This window comes from Mesorhizobium sp. M0001 (genome assembly GCF_040324255.1).
Classification (GTDB): domain Bacteria; phylum Pseudomonadota; class Alphaproteobacteria; order Rhizobiales; family Rhizobiaceae; genus Mesorhizobium.
On the sequence record NZ_JAMYVS010000009.1, the window covers coordinates 89,877 to 109,187 of the forward strand.

Consider the following 19,311-nt stretch of genomic DNA (forward strand, 5'->3'; position numbering starts at 1 on the left):
CGAAACCGAAGGTTTTGCCGTTTGGAAGTGCGGCTTCCGGCCTCGTTGCCGACGCGCCGCAACCGGAAAAGAGCAGGACAATGTCTGCGATCGAAGCCGGCGCTCGTGCGCCGGAAAATCTTTGGCGTCAGGAAATCAGGGCGACACTGGCGCTGGCCTGGCCAATGGTGCTGACCAATCTCGGCCAGACCGCGATGACCGCGACCGACGTCATGATGATGGGGCGTCTGGGCGCGGACACGCTGGCCAGCGGCGCGCTCGGCGCCAACCTCTATTTCATGCCGCTGATCTTCGGCCTCGGCCTGATGCTGGCGACCTCGCCGATGATCGCCACCGAGCTTGGCCGCCGGCGCTATTCGGTGCGCGATTTGCGCCGTACCGTGCGCCAGGGCCTGTGGCTGGCGATCCTGATCTCGATCCCGATCTGGATGGTGCTGTGGCATGGCGAGGCCATTCTGCTGGCCATGGGCCAGGAGCCGGCATTGGCACATCAGGCCGGCATCTATCTGCGCTGGCTGGAATGGGCGGTGCTGCCCTTCTACGGCTATATCGTGCTGCGTTCCTTCATCTCGGCGCTGGAGCGGCCGGGCTGGGCGCTGATCATCGTCTTCGTCGCCGTCGCCTGCAACGCCTTCTTCAACTGGGTGTTCATGTTTGGCAATCTCGGCGTCACCTCGATGGGCATTGCCGGTTCGGGGCTGGCGACCACGCTGTCGAGCACGCTGATGTTCTGCGGCCTGGCAGCCGTGGTGATGCTGGAGAAGAAGTTCCGCCGCTACCGCCTGTTCGGCCGCTTCTGGCGCTCCGACTGGCCGCGTTTCAAGGGTCTGCTGCGGCTCGGCATGCCGATCGCCGGCATCCTCGCCTTCGAGGTGACGATCTTCAACGCGGCAGCCCTGCTGATGGGCCTGATCGATGCGGATTCGCTTGCCGCGCACGCTATCGCCATCCAGATCGCCTCGATCTCCTTCATGGTGCCGCTCGGCCTCAACCAGGCCGTCACCGTGCGCGTCGGGCTGGCCCACGGCGCCGGCAATCCGGCAGGCGTTTCGCGCGCCGGCTGGACCGCCTTCGTCATCGGCGTCTCGTCCATGGCGCTGATGGCGCTGGTGATGGTGCTGTGGCCGCATCTGTTGATCAGCGCCTTCATCGACATGACCGATCCGGCGAACGCCAGGGTGATCGCGCTGGCCGTGTCGTTCCTGGCCTTTGCCGCGCTGTTTCAGATCTTCGACGGCGCGCAGGCCGTTGCCGCCGGCATGCTGCGCGGCCTGCACGACACCAAGCTGCCGATGATCTATGCCGCCATCGGCTATTGGGGCATCGGCCTGCCGCTCGGCGTGCTGCTCGCCTTCCATTTCGGCCTGCACGGCGTCGGCATTTGGATCGGCCTGGCGTCGGGTCTGGCCGTGGTGGCGGTGCTGCTGCTCGCGCGCTGGCTGCGGCGGGACCGCATCGCACCGCCGCTCGTCTTCAGCCATTGAAGACGCACCAAGCGGTCCGCCAACTGCCCGAAGCAGTCACTGTAGAGCAGATGTCTGGCGTCGCCTTTTGGACCGGAAGCGGCCGAACGCTTCGGGCGTGGGATCTTCAAAAGCGGACTCTCAGTTCGACGCGAGCATCGTTGCGAGTGAACGATCCCAGACTCTCGCTGCTTTTCAGAACCGGGTAGAACGCTCTGCCGGTTGGGGCGACTTCAAGCCGTGGCAAGAGCATTCCGGATTGGCCGGAAGTCGCGCCGCGGTCTCCAGCGCAACCCGCGAGGCTGTCATAGAGAGGCTCGGCAGCACGTGCTCCTGCAGCAATTTCTGGCGCTCGCGGTCCATATAGTCGTTGAAGCCGGCCGTGACGAACGCCAGGGGCACGAAACAGGCGCCGATCTCGCGCGATAAGGTGGCCTCAGGGGCGATCGAGTGGTTGAGCACGTCCGCTCCCATGTTTCGATACGCCAGAGCTTCGGCGGGAGTTGTCAGTCGCGGCCCGTAGCAGTGGGCAGCCACCAGCTGCTGCTCGATGCCATGGACGCGGCATCCGGCTGGCCAATGGCGCCGGGCGGTCTCGGCCAACAATGCCGCACATCTTGGACATACGATCTGCTTGCCCGAGCAGTCGAAGCTCTGGCGGCCAGGCAGAAGTGAAAACGGGGTCTGCGACAGTTCGATGATATCGGCGTTTACGACTATGTCGCCGGGCTGGATCGCCTTGTTGACGGCGCCAACGGTCGAGCAGGCCAGCACTTGCCTTACACCCGCTTTCATCAAGACCCAGAACGCGCGGCGATGACAGGAATGGTCGATATGGTCTCGGGGATTGCCGTGCGAATACATGCACAGGGCACGTTTCGTTTTGCCCTCGACGGTAATAGATGCATCGAATTCGAGCAGTTTCCAATTGTCGCTGGGACCGAAAGGGGTTTCGAAACTCATGTCTCGTTGCAAGGTGCGGACGCCATCGACTTCGACATCTTCCGGAAAGGCGAGACCCCAATTCGCCGAGCCGGTGATGATCGCCAACCCCACCTGGGGTATGTCCGTTGAATGATCCGCCAGATCGTCGGCTGCATGATGATTGTTGGGCATGTTTCCAATCTCGGTCAGGATTTTTGGCGAAGGGTCACGACGAGGACAACGACCACGACGATGACGGTCCACAAGGTCGAAATCGCCGCAATGGTCGGGTCGATCTGATCGCGCAGCGACAGGAACATGAGCTTCGGCAGCGTGCTGTTTTGACCACTCGCGACGAAGATCGAAATGACGGATTCATCGAGCGAGGTCAGGAAGGCCATCAGCGTGGCCGACAACAGACTTATCCGAAGTTGGGGGACAATTATTCCGCCAATGGCTCTTGCCCAGTTTGCGCCCAGGCTGCGCGCCGCCTGAACCTGGTTCCAGTCAAAGCGGGCCAAGGCGGGCACCAACACAATGCAGGCGACCGGAATGGCCAGCACCACATGTCCGACCAGGACACCGAACAGCGTTCCGACCAGACGTTGGGCCGCCAGAACAAAGAAGAGACCAATCGCGAGCAGGATTCCCGGCACGATAGAAGGGGTTAGCAGAATACCCTGAATGGCAATGGCGGCCTTTCCGCCGAGCCGATTTATCGAAATGCAGGCCAGCAGCCCCAGGGGCACTGCGATCATCGCCGTCAATGTGCCAAGGATCAGGCTCGTCCTGAGTGCGGCCATCCATGCCGCCGAACCGAAGAAAGCCTCGTACCAGCGCAACGAGTATGCGCGCGGCGGGAACTCCAAAAGATTGGACGCCGAAAAAGAGAGCGGCACGACGACGAGCGTCGGCAGCATCAGGAACGCCATAACGACCGCGCAAAAGCTCCACAGGAGGATGCGGGCCAGCCTGCTATCTGGATAGGCTTCAAGCATGGGCTGTGCCGATGCTGCGTCCGGCAATCAGCCGCCGCGCAGCCAGGAACATCACCCCCACCAACGCCATTAGTACGAGGAGCAGGATGCCCAGGACGCTCGCCGAGCCCCAATCCTGGAAGGTCGATAGCGTGCGCTCGATCCGGGTGGAAAGAGGGTTTACCTTGCCGCCGCCAAGCACCGCGGGCGTGATGAAGAACCCTATGGTGTAAATGAAGACGATGATCGAACCCGAGAAGATGCCGCCGGCCGAAAGCGGCAGAATGACCGTGCGGATCGTTTGTCCGAGCGTGGCGCCCATGCTCGCCGACGCGCGAACGAGGTTTGCATCGATATCGCGCATCGCCGCATAAACGGGCAGCAGGAAGAGCGGCAGCATGTAGTGAACCATGCCGATGAGCGTTCCCGTTAAGTTGTAGACCAGCGGCAAGGGCTCAGCTGTCAGGCCTGAACCGGTCAAAGCCGCGTTGATCAGGCCATCGCGTCGCAACAGAACGAGCCAGCCATAGGTGCGCACCAGAATGGAGGTCCACAACGGCAGCATGACGAAGGCCATCAGCAAATTGGCCACCCTTGGTCTGGTGCTGGCCAGGGCGAGCGCCAAGGGGGTACCGAGTAGAATGCAGATCGCCAGCGTGCCCACGGACAGCTCAAGGGTGGTGACGAGTGCCGACCATGTCAGTCCGCTCGAAAGCACTTTCTCGTAGTTGCCGACGGTGTATTCACCTGCTGTGGTGAGGAAGGATTGCCGGATAATCCAGACGATGGGCAGGATCGCCGCCAGCCCAACGATCAAAAGCGCGGGCACTGAAAGCGACAGGAAGAACCGCCGCTCGCGTCGTGCGTCTGCCGCGAGCGCAGGATCGGCGATGACGGTCACGCTCCTGCTCCCGGTATCGCGTGAACTTTCGCTGCCGGTGCATATGCGGTCACTCGCTGACCGGTCGCAAGCTCGCCGCAGCCGCTGGCCATCGCCGCCGGAACGCAGACAAGAATCTCTTGCCCGCCGTCAAGCGCCAGCGTCAAAAGCCAGTTCTCGCCGCGAAACGCCTTGGCGCGCAGCGTTCCCTCGAGCGCCACCCCGTCTCGCCCGACGAGCTTCGCATCAAGATGGAAGCTTTCGGCGCGGATCATCAGAGCTTCGCTTGATGCATCGGCGCCGTCTATTCTGCGCACCGCGCCCGGGGCCACAATGTTGGCCTCACCCATGAACCCCGCGACAAAGCGGGTCGATGGATGATCATAAATCCGCTGTGGCGTGTCGATCTGCTGAATACGGCCGGAATTCATCACCGCGACCCGGTCTGACATGATCAGTGCTTCGCGCTGGTCATGCGTCACATAAATCGTGGTGATCCCCAGATCATCGTGCAGACGCCGGATCTCGTACTGCATGGTTTCGCGCAAATTCTTGTCGAGCGCCGACAACGGCTCGTCCATCAGCATCACGCGCGGCTCGAAGACGATCGCCCGCGCCAACGCAACCCGCTGGCGCTGGCCGCCGGACAATGCGGCAATGTTGCGCTCCGCCAAACCTTCGAGCTTCACGCGGTCCAAAGTGTCGAGCGCCCGCTGGCGGGCCTCGGCTTTCGGTACCTTGCGCAGCACCAGCGGATACTCAACATTTGCCAGAACGTTCATGTGGGGAAACAGGGCGTAGTTCTGGAAGACTATGCCGATGTTGCGCCTGTTCGGGGCCAGGCGGGTAATGTCGCGATCGCCCAACAGAAGTCTACCGGAATCCGGCCGGACAAAGCCGGCCAGAGCCATGAGCAGCGTGGTCTTGCCCGATCCCGATGGCCCCAGCAGCGTGAGGAATTCGCCAGCCCGAATGTCGAGCGAGACATCGTCCAGCGCGACGTAAGATCCATAGGTCTTGCGCACGCTGTCGATGGTGATCGGGAGCGACTTCATCATGTGCTCAAGCCTTAGAGCTGAGACTCAGCGGGCCATCATCTCATCGAAGGCTTTTTGGGCAGCCTCGCCATTCCTGACCCACCATTCTGAATTCGAAAACACCGAAGTGCCGGCATTTTCAGGCGCGGTCGCCAGCGTCTTGAGACGGTCCTCGGGGATAAGGCCACCCTCATAGCCAGCAGGATTGACCGGGCCATAGGCTATGAAGTCGGTCAGCTTCGCCACGCGCGCGGGCTGTGTCATCGCTGCGATGAGCTTCATAGCTGCTTCCTTGTTCGGCGCCCCTTTCGGCACCGCAAGACAGTCGGTGCCAATGACGGAACCCTTGAACGTGTAGTCGGCCGCGCCGCCATCTGCTTTTACGGTTTGGGCCCGCCCGTTCCAGGTAACGACCAAATCCGCCTCACCATCTTTCAGCAACTGCGCCGACTGCGCTCCCGAGGTCCACCAAACGGCGACATTCGGCTTGAGTGCTTCGAGCCGCTTGATAGCGCGATCCAGACCCTCTGGCGTGCTGAGAACGGGATAGACGTCCGCCGGTGCTACGCCATCGGAGAGCAGCGCGATCTCGATCGAGTCCTGGGCATTGGCACGCAGCGCACGACGGCCGGGGAATTTGGCAACGTCCCAGAACTCCGCCCATGTCTTCGGCGGGTTTTCGCCATAGGTCTTGGTGTTCCACGACAAGACGGTGCCATAGGAGTCGAATGGATAGCAGTAGTCGGACTTTGCGCCGTCCGGCACGGCCTTTGGGTCGATGATCGTGTAGTCGAGCGGCTCCAGCAGCGACTGTGCGGCGGCCTGCGCGCCCTCCGGTGAGCCCAGGTGAATGACGTCGGTTGTGACCGCGCCCGAGGTAACCTGCATCTTCAGGGCGGCCAAGCCGTCGCTGAGGGTCTCCTCGCCGACATCATAGCCAAGCTCTTTTGCAGCGGGGCCCCACATGGCTTCCTTCATGGCGTTGCCATAATCGCCGCCCGCGGTCGTGATGGTGACTGATTGGGCATAGACCGGCACGGCGGCCGAGAATGCGAATGCCGTCAAGGAAATGCGTAACCAAGACATAGGTTCTCCTCCCTAGAATTTGTTGAGACGCGCTAAAAATGGCCAATTCTTGCCAATCGTAACGTTACGATTGCATCCAATTGCAGGAGAGTCAAGCTGCTTTAGCGAGAGCTTGGATTGACCGTGAGGTGGAATTCGGTCACGTAGTGGAAGTCAGCAAATCAGCCGGCGCTTTCGCAAATGAGGTCGGGCGACATGACCAACCTGAAACAGATCGCGGCGGAACTTTCCCTTTCGGTGACCACGGTATCCCGCGCGCTGAAGGATGGGCCGGAGGTTCATCCCGCCACCATCGCTCGCGTCAAGGAAGTGGCGCAGCGGGTCGGCTATGTGCCAAATCATCATGGCTTCGCGCTCAAAACTGGCCGCACGCTGACGATGACAGCAATCTACCCGATGGAAACACAAGATCATCTGTCCGATCTGTTGAAGCTTCCGTTAATCGAAGGCATGACGCTGGCGGCGCGGCAAGCGGGTTATAGTCTATCCATCTACTCCACCACGCCCGATGATGACCCCATCGAGAGTGTGCAGCGACAGCTTCAGGCGGGCAGCACAGACGGACTGATTATCACGCGCATGGTCTCGGGTGATCCACGCGTTAAGCTATTGCTGGATAGAGGCATGCCATTCGTCGCGTTTGGAAGAACTGACCTGGATACAGCATATCCTTATGTCGACATCGACAATGAACAGATTGCCTACGAGGCGACCCGGCGGCTCGTGGACAAGGGCTGCCGACGCATTGCGCTGCAACTTCTCGTTCCGGGCGACCAGGCGAGTGCCATGCGTCTTTCCGGGTATGGAAGGGCAATGGCCGAGGCTGGTATTCCGATCGACCAGTCGCTGATCGGTCATGGAATGTTCACCATGGAATCGAGCGCAGCCTGGTTCGATCGCATGCTGGCCTGGTCAGATCCGCCGACGGGCTTGGCTTGCGCCAACGAACTGGGCCTTTTGGGGGCACTACACGCTCTTGGCAGAAGAGGTCTCGCGCCAGGGAGTGACATCCACATTGTCACTCGGGACAGCACGCGGCTGTCACGTTTCTTGCCTGCGAAGATCGGCGTTCATTTCGTGGACATAGCGGGTGTCGGACGCAAACTTGTCGAAGTCCTGGAGAGCCGGATCGTCAATCCCCTCGGGCCGGTGGAGACGGTCTTGTTCAAAGGTGAGTTCGACCCTGGCGAATAGTCGGGCGAAGAAGTCAGTTGTCCGCTTTCGAGGAGCACTTAGGTTCACCCCTGAGTCCGAGATGAGGCGCGAAGCTGCCGCCTGCGCGAGTGCATAGGGTGCACTCAGACACCTTGATGGCATTGGTGGTTCTGAGCAGCGATCGAGGGGTGCTGTTACAAATGATTGCGCTCAGCTCCCGTCCGACGACATCGCGCCGAGCAGTCTGCGTATATCGCCGAACCTGGCGATCGAGCCGAACACCAGTGCCGCCACCGCGACGAAGAACACCGACACCGAAGCCATGGTCGGTGTGTAGCCGTAGCGCAGCGCGTTGAAGATCTTGATGGGCAGCGTCTCGGTGGTGAAGCCGATCGTCATGTAGGCGACGATGTATTCGTTGAGCGACAAGACGAAGGCGAAGGCGTAGCCCGAGACGAGGTAGGGCAGGATCAACGGCAGCACCACGGTTTTCAGCACTGTGCGGTCATCGGCGCCCATGGTCGCCGCGGCCTCGACCAGCGAGCGGTCGATCGAGGCAAAGCCGAGCGACAGCGTCACCAGCGGCAGCGTCACGAAGAAGATGGCGTGGCTGATTATGGCGGTGAAGAACTGGCCGAACAGCCCGACCGTCGCCCAGAAGGAGAGGAAACCGAGCGCGGTGATGACCGGCGGCAGGATGAAGGGGGCAAGCCCCAGCACCTGAAAGATGTTTGCCCAGGGCGCGATGCGCCGCCACAGGAACCAGGCCAGCGGCAGCGCCACCGCCACGGCAATCGCCGCCGAGCAGACGGCCAGCGTCACCGAATGGATCAGCGCCAGGCGCCATTCCGGATCGGTGAAGATCTGGGCGTACCAGGCGAGCGAGAAGCCGACCGGCGGGAAGGAGAGCTCCTGCCGCGAATTCACCGACACGCCGGCGACGACGATCAGCGGCGCCGCCAGGAACAGCGCGACGATGGTGAAATAGACACGGCGCAGCAAGGTCGCGGTCATAGGGCGTTCTCCCGGCGTCCGACGAGCAGCGTCAGTCCGACCAGCGCCAGCGAGATCAGCACCAGGAACACCGCCATTGCGGCCGCGAACGGCATGTTGGACTGGTAGATCGCCTGGTCGGTGATCAACACCGACAGCGTCCAGTGCTGCGGCCGTCCCAGAATCTGCGGCAAAAGATACGAGCCGAGGGCGAATACGAAAACCATGATCAGCGTCGCCACGATGGTGTTTCTGAGCGCCGGCGCGACGACGTTGAAGAAGGCGCGGATCGGCGAGGCGCCGAGCGTGCGCGCTGCCTCGAGCAATGTCGGGTCGAGGCGCACGAGGGCGGGGTACAGCACCAGGATCGTATAGGGCAGCGCCTGGTAGACCATGCCGGTCAGCACCGCGCCAAAGGTCGGCAGCAGTGCCACCGGCTTGTCCATCAGCCCGATCGCCACGAACAGATTGGTGATGCCGGCGGTGCGCGAAAACAGCGTCGACCAGGCAAAGCCGATGATGACTTCCGACAGCGACAGCACCGACAGCAGGCCGACCAGCCACAGCGTCTGCACACGGCGCGGCCGACGGGTCAAAAGGTAGGTGAAGGGAAAGGCGATGGCCACGCAGCAGACGGCGACCAGCACCGCCAGCAGCAGCGAAAAGCCGAGCACGCCGCCGAAGAACACCGACAGGAAGCGGGCGTAATTGTCGAACACGAAATCCGGCGTGTAGAAACCGGACGGGTTGCGCTTGAAGAAGCTCACCGCGATCATCGTCGAGAACGGCACGACGAAGAAGACGATCAGCATCAGCGCCGGAAAGAACAGCGGCGTGTAGTCGGCTATCGACTTCGGGGCTTCGCGTCTCATGCGCCGAGCACCACGCAGCTTGCCGGCGGCAGTGTGACGCCGACCTTGGCGCCGACCGGCACGTCATGCCGCTCGCGCGGCGTCGTCACCGCAATGATGCTGGTGCCGCCGACGTCGACGAAGGTCTCGATGGTGCCGCCGAGATCGCGCACGAAACTCACCTCGCCGGTGATGGCCGAGCCGCCGGGGCTGCCGAGATGCACATCCTCGGGGCGGACCGATACAGACGCTTTAGTCTGACCCGCCGGCATGGCAAGACCTGGAATGGCTGTGCCCAGAATGGTGGTGCGCCCGGTGCTGTCGATCTCGGCCGGCAGCAGATTGGTGATGCCGATGAAGTCGGCGACGAAGGCGTCGGCCGGCTTGCGGTAGATCTCGATCGGCGGCGCCGCCTGCAGGATCCTGCCGTGGCCCATGACGACGACGAGGTCGGCCATGGTCATGGCTTCGCGCTGGTCGTGGGTGACGACGATGGTGGTGATGCCCAACCGCTGCTGCAACTGGCGCAGTTCCACCTGCATGGCCTCGCGCAGTTTGGCGTCGAGCGCCGACAGCGGCTCGTCGAGCAGGAACAGCTTTGGTGACAGCGCAAGCGCGCGGGCAATCGCCACGCGCTGGCGCTGGCCGCCCGACAGTTTCGCCACCGGACGGTCGGCAAAGCCGGTCAGATGGATCAGGCCCAGCAACTCGTCGACGCGTTTCTTCTGCTCCTCCTTCGAGGCGCCGCGAATGCGCAGCGCATAGGCGATGTTGTCGCCGACGGAGAGATGCGGAAACAGCGCCAGCGACTGGAACACCATGCCGAGATTGCGCTTGTGCGTCGGCAGCGGGGTGATGTCCTCGCCGTCGAGCACGATGGCGCCGCTGGTCGGCTCCTCCAGCCCGGCGATCATGCGCAGCAGCGTGGTCTTGCCGCAGCCCGACGGGCCGAGCAGGCACACGAACGTGCCATGCGGCACGTTGAGCTGGACATTGTCGACGGCGGCGAAGTTGCCGAATTTTTTGGTGACGGCGTTGATGTCTAGTCCGGACATGCTCATCCCTTGGAGGGTTTGCTAAGGGGCCGCCGGACTATGCCGGCGGCCGCTGTGGTTCAGACGGATCGAACGGCTCAGCCGACGATCAGCTCGGTCCACTTCTGGTTGATCCAGTCGGCCTTCGACGTATAGAGGTCGTAGCGCGGGATGATCGGATCGATATCCGACGACACGGCTGCGAACTCTTCCGGCTTGAGGTCGAGCACCTCTTTCTTCAGCGTCGGCGTGGTGCCGACCTTGCGCGACATCAGGCCCTGCATCGACGGCTGGCTCATATAGTCGATGAAGGCATGCGCCTCGTCGACCTTGGTCGAGGCGCGCGACAGCACCCAATTGCCGGAATCCTGGATGCCGCCTTCCTTCGGGAAGGTCGAGCGGACATGGAAGCCGTCGGCGACCGCGAGGCCGGTGACGTCGTGATAATACTGGCCCATCGGAATCTCGCCCGACTTCAGCGCCTGCTCGAACTGCGCCTCGTCGCGATACCACAGCCGGACATTCGGCTTGAGCTCGGCGAGCTTTTCGAACGCCTTGTTCAGTCCGTCCTCGGTGTCGAGCGCATTGGTGCCGCCCATGAAGGTCTTGGCTGTCACTTCGAGCAGGAACGAGTTCGAGGCAAGTGCCAGAAGGCCAAGCTTGTCCTCATTGGCCTTGTCCCACAGCGTCTCCCATGAGGTCGGCGCATCCTTGTAGACATCGGTGTTGGAGACCAGCGTGATCCACCAGGCGACGGCGCCGATGCCGGCGACCCGGCCATCCGGATATTTGTTGACGAAGCGCGGCAAGAGGTCGTTGTAGTGCTTGAACTTCGACGTATCGAGCGGCGTCCATAATTCGGTCGACTGGCCCTTCAGCGTCGAGGTCTGCGACATCATCGAAAGGTCGGCCGGCGCCTGGCCGGCCTTGGACGCTTGTTCGAGCTGCACCAGCCAGGCTTCGCCGGTCGGCTCGGCGACCGATTCCACTGCAATGCCGGTGGCCTTGGTGAAATCGGGGAAGACGTGCTCGTCAAAGGATTTCTTGAAATAGCCGCCATAGACGCCGACCTTCAGCGACTTGTCCTGCGCGCGCAGGATCGACGGCATGGCGAGCACGCCGGCTGTAGCGAGGCCCGCACCAAGCACGCCGCGCCGTGTCAGGGATTTTCCGATCAGTCTGTTCATCTGGTTTCTCCTCAGTTGATGCCGTTCCCGGCAGGTTCCCTTCACGCACTGTCGCCCCCTGGCGTCAGTGGGCCGCCGCTCGTTGTTCGAGCGTACGGGCGTATTGCGTCAGTGGAAAGCACATGACGAAGAAGATCAGCGCCACCAGCCCGTAGACCTTGAACGGTTCGAAGGTGGCGTTGTTGATGGCGTTGGAGGTTCTGACCAGCTCCTCGAAGCCGATGATCGAGGTCAGCGCCGTCGATTTGATCAACTGCACCAGGAAGCCGACGATCGGCGCCCTTGTGATCGAGAACGCCTGCGGCAGGATGATCAGCCTGAGCTCCTGCAGACGGTGCAGCCCAAGGCTGGCGCCGGCGTCCCACTGCCCGCGCGGCAGCGCATCGACGCCGCTGCGCCAGATCTCGGCCAGATAGGCGCTGGCGAAGAAGGTCAGGCCGAGCACCGCTGCCGTCCATGGCTCGATGCGCAGGCCGAGCATCGGCAGGCCGAAGAACATCAGGAACAGCTGCATCAACAGCGGCGTTCCCTGGAACAGGGCGATGTAGCCGGAAGCGATGCGCCGGCTCCATTTATTTTCGGCGATGCGGAAGAACAGCACGATCAGCCCTACCACCGCCCCGCCGACAAAGGCCGCCAGCGACAACAGCACCGTCCAGCGGGCGGCGAGCAGCAGATTGCGAACGATGTCCCAGAAGGTGAATTCGATCATGTGACACCTGCCCCCAATACGCGGCGCCCGCCTGTGACCAGCAGCCGGCGCAAGGCCATGGACAGGACGAGGTAGACCAAGGTCACGACGAAATAGGTTTCGAAGGAGCGGAAGGTGCGGGCTTGCAGCATGTCGGCCTCATAGGTCAGCTCGCGCACGGCGATCTGCGACACCACGGCCGATTCCAGCATCATGATGACGATCTGGCTGGTCAGCGCCGGATAGATCACCTTGAGCGCCTGCGGCAGCACGATCTTGACAAACACCTGGCGTGGCCGAAGCCCGAGTGCCAAGGCGGCTTCCGTCTGTCCGCCGGGCACGGCATCGAGACCGGCGCCGACGATTTCAATGGTGTAGGCCGCCATGTTGAGCGTCATTGCCAACATGGCTGCCAGGATCGGATCGAGCCTTATGCCGAGGCTGGGCAGTCCGAAGAAGATGAAGAACAGCTGCACCAGGAACGGCGTGTTGCGCATCACCTCGACATACACCGCGATGGCGCGCTTCACGAATACCGGGCCGTTGCGCCGGCCGGCAGCGCCCAGGATGCTGAGCAGCGTGCCCACGAGCGTGGTCACGACGATCAACAGGATCGTCGTGGCCGCGCCGCGCGCGATGTCGCCCACAGCACCTGGGAGCCAGGCAAAAGCCACGAGAACTCAATCCTTGAGGTTGTCGGGATTGAGCGGCGTCTTCAGCCAGACCTTCGAGCTCTCGTCGAGCTTGCCGTTGGCCAGCATCTTGGCAACCGCATCATTGACCGCCGTCTTCAGCCGGTCCTCTTTTTTGTTGAGGCCGATATGCGAAGGCGAGGTCAAAAGCTGGAACTTCTGCTCCGGCTTCAGCGCGTCCTGCTTGGCCAGCACCTGGGCGCCGACATCATTGCCGACCACCATCAGCTGGGTCTGGCCGGAGATGAAGGCCTGGATGACGGAATTGTAGTTGTCGAAGCGCTTGATGTCGGCCGATGACGGCGCCGCTTCGGTCAACGACGTATCCTCGAGCGTGCCGCGATTGACGGCGATCGACTTGTCGGCGAGATCTTCCTTGCCTTTGATCGAAAGCGCTGCCGGACCGATGACGGCGATGTAGTAGGGCGCATAGGCGGCGGCGAAATCGATCACCTCCTCGCGCTCCTTGGAATAGCCGACGCTCATCAGGATATCGACGCGCTTGTCGGTGAGATACGGGATGCGGTTCTGGCCGGTGACGCTGACCAGATTGAGCTTCACCTTGAGTGAATCGGCGATCGCCTGCGCGACGTCGACGTCGTAACCCTTGATGCTCATATCGGCGCTGGCCGAGGAGAAGGGCGGAAAGTCGGAGAAGATGCCGACATTGATGGCGCCGGCCTTGGTGATGTCGTCGACGGCGTCGGCATTGGCCTGGGAGGCGAAGCCGAGGCCGGCGAGCATCAGCGCGGCGGCGATGGTTGATTTCATTTGGATTGTCATTGGTATTCCCCTTCTGGAAGCTTGTTTGTTTTGGAAACGGCCGCCGGCTCCAGCGCGGCGGCCGCCTTTGCATGTGAAATCCGTCAGGCCCCCTTGCCGGTGATCGCCGGGCTGAACACCATCAGGCTCAGGATCTCGAACAGGACCTGGGCGCCGACATGGGCGGTGTTGGTGGTCGCGTCATATTGCGGCGCCACCTCGACGACGTCGCCGCCGATGATGTTGAGGCCTTTCAAGCCGCGCAGCAGTTCGAGCACCTCGCGCGTCGTCAGGCCGCCTATTTCCGGCGTGCCGGTACCCGGCGCGAAGGCCGGATCGACACTGTCGACGTCGAAGGAAATGTAGGTCGGGCCGTCGCCGACTATTCTGCGCGCCTTCTCGATGATGGCCGGGATGCCGAGACCCGTCACCTCTTCGGCATGCACGACCGTCATGCCGGATTCATAGGTGAACTCCCACAGATACTCCGCCGAGCCGCGGATGCCGATCTGGATAGTGCGGGTCGGGTCGAGCACGCCGTCCAGCACCGCGTTGCGGAACGGTCCGCCATGATGGAACTTGGTCATGTCGAACAGCCCGCTTGTGTCGCAATGGGCGTCGATATGGATCATGCCGACCGGCGCCTTCTTGCCGACCGCCTTCAGGATCGGATGGCTGATCGAGTGGTCGCCGCCGACCGAAAGCGGCAGCACGCCGGCATCGACGATCTGGTTGGTGCGGCGCTCGATGTCTTCGTGGCTGACCTCCAGCCGGTAGCGGCTGCGGAACGGCGTATCGCCGATGTCGGCGACGCGCAGCTCATGCGTCGGCGCGCATTCCAGCACATGATTGTAAGGGCCGATGCGCTCGATGGCGCGCAGCGCCCTTGGCCCGAAGCGCGAGCCGGGCCGGTTGGTGACGCCGAGATCCATCGGCACGCCGATGATCGCCACCTGCAAATCGCCGAAATCCGGATTGTCGGCAGCGATTTCACGGTAGGGCGCGGCGAGGAAGGTGGGGATGCCGGCATAGGGCGCCAGCCTTGTGCCGCTCTTGGAGAAGATCTTGTCCGCGACCTTGCGGAACTTCGGGTCGAACATCTCGCCGCCATGGCTCTCGCCATACTTGCGGCGCAAGGCTTCCAGCTTGCCTCTGTCATAACCCATGTCGGTCTCCTCCTGCGGGCTGATGCATGCGGCCGTGGCGACATCTGCGAACTGACCATCATCCGGCCGGGTCGCTGTCCCGCTGGCTGCCTGTAGATTTCACGTCATTGATGCTGTTGACCTGCCAAAGTGTCCGGCAGCCGCATTGAAAAATCAATTGATATTGTTACGGTGCTGATTGTGAGAAAATCTCACAGAGTATCCGGTTGCTCATGGCCAAGCGTCTGCCCCCCTTGAATCCCTTGCGCGCCTTCGAGGCGACGGCGCGGCATGCCTCGCTGACCAAGGCGGCGAGTGAGCTCAACGTCACCCACGGCGCAATCAGCCACCAGATCAAGGCGCTCGAGCAATCACTCGGCGTAAAACTGTTCGAACGCACCGGACAGCGGGTAAAGCTCACCCCGCACGGCGCCGAATTGCTGCCGGCGGTCTCGACCGCCTTCGACGGCATCGCCGCCGCCACCCAGCGCATGACCAGGCCAGCGAGCGCCGGTACGCTGTCGGTCTCCTGCGTGCCGGCGCTGCTGCTTCTGTGGATGACGCCGCGGCTCGGCAGCTTCATGGCGCAATATCCTGATATCAGGTTGACGCTGATCCCGTCCAACGACCCCAAGGACATCCGCGCCCCACAGGTCGATGTCTGCGTGCTCTATGGCGACGGCAGCTGGACCGATTGCTGGATGCGCAAATGGTCGGGCCTCGAACTGTTCCCGGTGGTCAGTCCGACGCTGATCAACAACCGGCCGCTCCGCATCTGCCGGGATCTTGCTGGCCATGTCATCCTGCATGGCGATGATGGCCGCGAATGGCACACCTGGCTGGCCGCCGCCGATGGGCTCGACCTCGAACGTGGCCGCCGCCACCATCTCGGCGACGCCCGTACGGCGATCGAAGCCGCGGTGCACGGACATGGCGTGGCGCTCGGCGATTCCGTCACCGCCAGCATGCTGCTCGCCAGGGGCCTGCTGGTGGCGCCGTTCAGCCTGTCGGTGCCGGCAGTCGACGATTTCTACGTCGTCTGCCGCAACGAGATGCGTTCGGCGCCGATCGTGCAATTGTTCGTCGACTGGCTGTTTGCCGAAAAGGAACAGGCCGACAGCCGGGCCGACGCGCCGGTGGCCGGCCGCATCGGCAGCCGCCGGAAGCGTCCGGCGCTGCGGGTGGTGGGCGCCAAGAGTTGAGGCTGGACCGGAGCGACTGCTTTTTGTCGGGCCAGCCCGGAAAGCGGGAAGCGCTTTCAAAAATTCAATGCTACTAAGCTCTTGCCAGGCAATTCCAGGAAACGAGTGCGGCGGTTTTCCGTCCGGAATTGCGTAAGACAGACGTGAGCAGCGAAGGCGACGGCAGGACATGGCAAGAACCGATATAGCGCGGCGCGTTTACAACCACACCTGGAAGCTGGACCCGATCGTCCGCAGCCTGCTCGACACCGATTTCTACAAGCTTCTGATGCTGCAGATGATCTGGGGCATGTACCCCAAGGTCGACGCCACCTTTTCGCTGATCAACCGCACCACCTCGGTGCGCCTGGCCGACGACATCGACGAAGGCGAATTGCGCGACCAGCTCGACCATGCCCGCACGCTGCGCTTCTCCAAGAAGGAGATGATCTGGCTTGGCGGTAACAATTTCTATGGCCGCAAGCAGATCTTCGAGCCGGAATTCCTCGCCTGGCTGGAAGGTTTTCGGCTGCCCGACTACGAGCTGTCCAAGCGCGACGGTCAGTACGAGCTCTCCTTCAGCGGTCCCTGGATGTACACCACCCTGTGGGAAATCCCGGCGCTGGCGATCATCAATGAGCTTCGTTCCCGCGCCGCCATGCGCGCCTTCGGTCCCTTCGCGCTTGACGTGCTCTATGCACGCGCCAAGGGGAAGATGTGGGCCAAGACCGAACGCTTGAAGGCGCTGCCCGGCATCCGCATCTCCGATTTCGGCACCCGCCGCCGCCATTCCTTCCTGTGGCAGCGCTGGTGCGTCGAGGCGCTCAAGGAAGGCATTGGCGAAGCCTTCACCGGCACCTCGAACGTGCTGCTGGCCATGGACAACGACCTCGAAGCGCTCGGCACCAACGCGCATGAATTGCCGATGGTTTTTGCCGCCCTTGCCAAGTCGGAAAAGGAATTGAAGGAATCGCCCTACAAGGTGCTGCAGGACTGGCAGCGCTATTACGGCGGCAACCTGCTGATCGTGCTGCCCGACGCTTTCGGCACCGCATCCTTCCTGCGCGACGCCCCGGACTGGGTCGCCGACTGGACCGGCTTCCGCCCCGACAGCGCGCCGCCGATCGAAGGCGGCGAAAAAATCATCGACTGGTGGCGCGAGAAGGGCAAGGACCCCAGGCAGAAGCTGCTGATCTTCTCCGACGGTCTCGAGGTCGAAACCATCGAGGAGACCTACAGGCACTTCAAGGGCAAGGTGCGCATGTCCTTCGGCTGGGGCACCAACCTCACCAACGATTTCGAAGGCTGCGCGCCGACCGAAACCAACAGCCTGGATGCGATATCGCTGGTCTGCAAGGTGACGGAGGCCAATGGCCGGCCGGCGGTGAAGCTGTCGGACAATCCGGCGAAAGCGACGGGCGACAAGAAGGAGATCGAGCGCTATCTCCGGATTTTTGGGGCGAAGGACCGCGTGGAGCAGCTGGTCAAGGTTTGAGGGTCGGCGGGTGCCTTGCTGGACGAAATGGAAATCGCGATAGCGTGAGTTGCCGCCCACCCCCCTCTGTCCTGCCGGACATCTCCCCCGCAAGGGGGGAGATTGGCAGCATCGAGTACCGCGCCTCTTTCTTTACCCTTGAAAGTTGGCGAAAGCCCCGGCGACATCCAATCTCCCCCCTTGCGGGGGAGATGGCCGGCAGGCCAGAGGGGGGTGTGAAGGATCGCGTCAGGCTGACATATGTCGCCTGCTCCCCCACCCTCACACTCCTCCCCACCCCTGCCTTCGCCCACGCCTCCGACCGCGGCCACGTCCTCCTCCTCCCGACCGGCTACTACATCGCCGGCGGCGCGCTTGCCGTCGCGGTAAGCTTCCTCGTCCTCGCCCTGCTGCCACCCGCAACCCTCGACCGCTTCTGGCGCCGCCGCCTGCCGCTCTTCCCATTCGCCGACACCCCTCGCACAATCATCAGCCTCATCTCCTTTGCCGGTTTCGCAACGCTCATCGCCGCCGGCCTGTTCGGCAGCCGCGATCCGCTCTCCAATCCGCTGCCCCTGACCATCTGGACGCTGCTCTGGGTCGGCCTTGCCATCGCGCAAGGCCTGTTCGGCGATGTCTGGTCGTGGCCGAATCCATGGTATGGCCCGTGGCGGATCGTAAGCCGCCTGTTCAAGCTTCGTGGCGGTGAGGGACAGAAATTGCGTTTGCCTTCATGGCTCGGCTGCTGGCCAGCCGTTATCCTGTTCTTCGCCTTTGCCTGGTTCGAGCTGATCGACCCGGCGCCCGACGACCCGGCGCGGCTGGCCTATGCCGCCGGCCTCTACTGGTTGCTTACCTTCATCGCCATGCTCGCCTTCGGCTACCGCGATTGGAGCCGGCGCGGCGAATTCCTGACGGTGTTCTTCGCCATGGTGGCGCGCTTCGCCATCGTCGAGCGCAATGAACACGGGCGGCTCGCTCTCTGCTGGCCGGGCTCAAAACTGCTCGGCGCGGCACCCCTGCCGGCAAGCGGCATCGCTTTCCTGCTGCTCAGCCTGTCATCGGTGTCCTTCGACGGCCTGTCGAAAACCTTCTTCTGGCTCGGCCTGTCCGGCATCAACCCGCTGGAATATCCCGGCCGCACCGCGCTCATCGGCATTAGCAGCTTCGGCCTCGTGCTGACCTTCGTTCTGCTGGCGGCGGCATTCCTGCTGGCCGTCATCCTCGGCCAGCGCCTCGCCGGCAGCCGACATTCCCTCCGCGAGGCCGCCAGGCTGCTGGTGTGGTCGATCGTGCCGATCGCGCTCGCCTATCATGTCGCGCACTATCTGACGGCGCTGCTGGTCGACGGCCAGTATGCGATCGCCGCTCTGTCCGACCCGTTCGCGCTGGGATGGAACCTGTTCGGCGCCGCCGACATGCAGATCGAGGCCGGCATCGTCGCCGGGGCCCACTCCGCCTGGTGGCTGTGGAACCTGCAGGCCGGCATCATCATCGCCGGCCATATGCTGGCGGTGCTCGTTGCCCATGGACTGGCCTGGCGACTGCACCAGGTGCCATCGCGCGCCGCCCTCAGCCAGTTGCCGCTCACCATGCTGATGATTGCCTACACGATCTTCGGCCTGTGGTTGCTTGCCACGCCGACGGCCGGATGAGACAAGCTGATCAACATGCCTTTGCGGAAAGCCCGCTTGCAAGCTCTGTGCTTTGGTGATTTAGTTTGTACACATGCAATTTCTGCCCCTCCTGCAAGGGAGTGGCCTTGCCTCGTTACAGACA

Annotated in this window: 18 protein-coding genes; 5 read left to right on the forward strand and 13 right to left on the reverse strand. The window is 62.7% G+C overall.

Annotated features, from left to right (window positions below; genetic code table 11):
- Positions 1-80: 80 nt before the first annotated feature.
- On the forward strand, positions 81-1,484 hold the full coding sequence (locus tag NKK50_RS23200) for an MATE family efflux transporter (protein WP_352543906.1): 1,404 nt from the start codon (positions 81-83) through the stop codon (positions 1,482-1,484).
- A 174-nt stretch (positions 1,485-1,658) separates the two neighbouring features.
- On the opposite strand, the gene NKK50_RS23205 is transcribed toward NKK50_RS23200, so the two are convergent.
- Genes NKK50_RS23205 through NKK50_RS23225 form a run of 5 tightly spaced genes read right to left on the reverse strand, consistent with a single transcriptional unit; the run spans position 1,659 to position 6,367 of the window.
- Positions 1,659-2,579 (reverse strand): phosphorylase family protein, encoded by a 921-nt coding sequence (locus NKK50_RS23205; protein ID WP_352463626.1) that lies wholly within the window; start codon positions 2,577-2,579, stop codon positions 1,659-1,661.
- A gap of 14 nt (positions 2,580-2,593) precedes the next feature.
- The gene (locus NKK50_RS23210; RefSeq protein ID WP_023700446.1) at positions 2,594-3,385 is read right to left on the reverse strand and encodes an ABC transporter permease; all 792 of its coding nucleotides are present in this window, start codon (positions 3,383-3,385) and stop codon (positions 2,594-2,596) included.
- Complete coding sequence (locus NKK50_RS23215) at positions 3,378-4,265, reverse strand: ABC transporter permease (protein WP_023703702.1); 888 nt, start codon at positions 4,263-4,265, stop codon at positions 3,378-3,380. Before NKK50_RS23215 ends, NKK50_RS23210 begins: the two co-directional genes overlap by 8 nt.
- A complete protein-coding gene (locus NKK50_RS23220) occupies positions 4,262-5,299 on the reverse strand; it encodes an ABC transporter ATP-binding protein (protein ID WP_023815997.1) in 1,038 nt (345 codons plus the stop codon). The genes NKK50_RS23215 and NKK50_RS23220 overlap by 4 nt, the downstream gene beginning before the upstream one ends.
- 27 nt (positions 5,300-5,326) lie before the next feature.
- Positions 5,327-6,367 carry an ABC transporter substrate-binding protein gene (locus tag NKK50_RS23225; protein ID WP_352543907.1) on the reverse strand — a complete coding sequence of 347 codons (1,041 nt, stop codon included), beginning with the start codon at positions 6,365-6,367 and terminating at the stop codon, positions 5,327-5,329.
- 195 nt (positions 6,368-6,562) lie between these two features.
- On the opposite strand from NKK50_RS23225, the gene NKK50_RS23230 reads away from it, so the two are divergent.
- Positions 6,563-7,561, forward strand: a complete 999-nt coding sequence (locus NKK50_RS23230) for a LacI family DNA-binding transcriptional regulator (protein WP_023739701.1) — start codon at positions 6,563-6,565, stop codon at positions 7,559-7,561.
- Between the two features lie 171 nt (positions 7,562-7,732).
- Here the strand turns inward: NKK50_RS23230 and NKK50_RS23235 are convergent, their stop codons facing one another.
- The 8 genes from NKK50_RS23235 to speB all read right to left on the reverse strand — a co-directional run bounded on the left by NKK50_RS23235 (position 7,733) and on the right by speB (position 14,898).
- Positions 7,733-8,536: an ABC transporter permease gene (locus tag NKK50_RS23235; protein WP_023671272.1), complete on the reverse strand. Its 804-nt coding sequence runs from the start codon at positions 8,534-8,536 to the stop codon at positions 7,733-7,735.
- Positions 8,533-9,387, reverse strand: coding sequence for an ABC transporter permease (locus tag NKK50_RS23240; RefSeq protein WP_023703699.1), 855 nt, complete (start codon positions 9,385-9,387; stop codon positions 8,533-8,535). The genes NKK50_RS23235 and NKK50_RS23240 overlap by 4 nt, the downstream gene beginning before the upstream one ends.
- Complete coding sequence (locus tag NKK50_RS23245; protein ID WP_023671274.1) at positions 9,384-10,421, reverse strand: ABC transporter ATP-binding protein; 1,038 nt, start codon at positions 10,419-10,421, stop codon at positions 9,384-9,386. The genes NKK50_RS23240 and NKK50_RS23245 overlap by 4 nt, the downstream gene beginning before the upstream one ends.
- Before the next feature lie 77 nt (positions 10,422-10,498).
- Positions 10,499-11,587, reverse strand: coding sequence for an ABC transporter substrate-binding protein (locus NKK50_RS23250; RefSeq protein ID WP_023671275.1), 1,089 nt, complete (start codon positions 11,585-11,587; stop codon positions 10,499-10,501).
- A 64-nt stretch (positions 11,588-11,651) separates the two neighbouring features.
- Entirely contained in the window at positions 11,652-12,299 is a 648-nt protein-coding gene (locus NKK50_RS23255; protein ID WP_023671276.1) for an amino acid ABC transporter permease, read from the reverse strand.
- The gene (locus NKK50_RS23260) at positions 12,296-12,952 is read right to left on the reverse strand and encodes an amino acid ABC transporter permease (protein WP_023683571.1); all 657 of its coding nucleotides are present in this window, start codon (positions 12,950-12,952) and stop codon (positions 12,296-12,298) included. The genes NKK50_RS23255 and NKK50_RS23260 overlap by 4 nt, the downstream gene beginning before the upstream one ends.
- 6 nt (positions 12,953-12,958) lie before the next feature.
- Positions 12,959-13,753 (reverse strand): transporter substrate-binding domain-containing protein, encoded by a 795-nt coding sequence (locus tag NKK50_RS23265; protein ID WP_352543908.1) that lies wholly within the window; start codon positions 13,751-13,753, stop codon positions 12,959-12,961.
- A gap of 83 nt (positions 13,754-13,836) precedes the next feature.
- Positions 13,837-14,898 (reverse strand): agmatinase, encoded by a 1,062-nt coding sequence (speB, locus tag NKK50_RS23270; protein WP_023671279.1) that lies wholly within the window; start codon positions 14,896-14,898, stop codon positions 13,837-13,839.
- Between the two features lie 212 nt (positions 14,899-15,110).
- On the opposite strand from speB, the gene gcvA reads away from it, so the two are divergent.
- The 3 genes from gcvA to NKK50_RS23285 all read left to right on the forward strand — a co-directional run bounded on the left by gcvA (position 15,111) and on the right by NKK50_RS23285 (position 19,187).
- Positions 15,111-16,079, forward strand: a complete 969-nt coding sequence (gene gcvA / locus NKK50_RS23275; protein WP_023671280.1) for a transcriptional regulator GcvA — start codon at positions 15,111-15,113, stop codon at positions 16,077-16,079.
- 169 nt (positions 16,080-16,248) lie between these two features.
- Positions 16,249-17,553, forward strand: coding sequence for a nicotinate phosphoribosyltransferase (gene pncB, locus NKK50_RS23280; protein ID WP_023683568.1), 1,305 nt, complete (start codon positions 16,249-16,251; stop codon positions 17,551-17,553).
- Positions 17,554-17,744: 191 nt separating this feature from the next.
- Complete coding sequence (locus tag NKK50_RS23285; RefSeq protein ID WP_023700438.1) at positions 17,745-19,187, forward strand: hypothetical protein; 1,443 nt, start codon at positions 17,745-17,747, stop codon at positions 19,185-19,187.
- Positions 19,188-19,311 lie beyond the last annotated feature (124 nt).

Excerpts from the sequence above, each read along its gene's own strand:
- NKK50_RS23200 (WP_352543906.1), top strand. The coding sequence starts at position 81 with ATGTCTGCGATCGAAGCCGGCGCTCGTGCGCCGGAAAATCTTTGGCGT.
- NKK50_RS23205 (WP_352463626.1), bottom strand. The coding sequence starts at position 2,579 with ATGCCCAACAATCATCATGCAGCCGACGATCTGGCGGATCATTCAACG.
- NKK50_RS23210 (WP_023700446.1), bottom strand. The coding sequence starts at position 3,385 with ATGCTTGAAGCCTATCCAGATAGCAGGCTGGCCCGCATCCTCCTGTGG.
- NKK50_RS23220 (WP_023815997.1), bottom strand. The coding sequence starts at position 5,299 with ATGAAGTCGCTCCCGATCACCATCGACAGCGTGCGCAAGACCTATGGA.
- NKK50_RS23225 (WP_352543907.1), bottom strand. The coding sequence starts at position 6,367 with ATGTCTTGGTTACGCATTTCCTTGACGGCATTCGCATTCTCGGCCGCC.
- NKK50_RS23230 (WP_023739701.1), top strand. The coding sequence starts at position 6,563 with ATGACCAACCTGAAACAGATCGCGGCGGAACTTTCCCTTTCGGTGACC.
- NKK50_RS23235 (WP_023671272.1), bottom strand. The coding sequence starts at position 8,536 with ATGACCGCGACCTTGCTGCGCCGTGTCTATTTCACCATCGTCGCGCTG.
- NKK50_RS23240 (WP_023703699.1), bottom strand. The coding sequence starts at position 9,387 with ATGAGACGCGAAGCCCCGAAGTCGATAGCCGACTACACGCCGCTGTTC.
- NKK50_RS23245 (WP_023671274.1), bottom strand. The coding sequence starts at position 10,421 with ATGTCCGGACTAGACATCAACGCCGTCACCAAAAAATTCGGCAACTTC.
- NKK50_RS23250 (WP_023671275.1), bottom strand. The coding sequence starts at position 11,587 with ATGAACAGACTGATCGGAAAATCCCTGACACGGCGCGGCGTGCTTGGT.
- NKK50_RS23255 (WP_023671276.1), bottom strand. The coding sequence starts at position 12,299 with ATGATCGAATTCACCTTCTGGGACATCGTTCGCAATCTGCTGCTCGCC.
- NKK50_RS23265 (WP_352543908.1), bottom strand. The coding sequence starts at position 13,753 with ATGACAATCCAAATGAAATCAACCATCGCCGCCGCGCTGATGCTCGCC.
- speB (WP_023671279.1), bottom strand. The coding sequence starts at position 14,898 with ATGGGTTATGACAGAGGCAAGCTGGAAGCCTTGCGCCGCAAGTATGGC.
- gcvA (WP_023671280.1), top strand. The coding sequence starts at position 15,111 with ATGGCCAAGCGTCTGCCCCCCTTGAATCCCTTGCGCGCCTTCGAGGCG.
- pncB (WP_023683568.1), top strand. The coding sequence starts at position 16,249 with ATGGCAAGAACCGATATAGCGCGGCGCGTTTACAACCACACCTGGAAG.
- NKK50_RS23285 (WP_023700438.1), top strand. The coding sequence starts at position 17,745 with ATGGCCGGCAGGCCAGAGGGGGGTGTGAAGGATCGCGTCAGGCTGACA.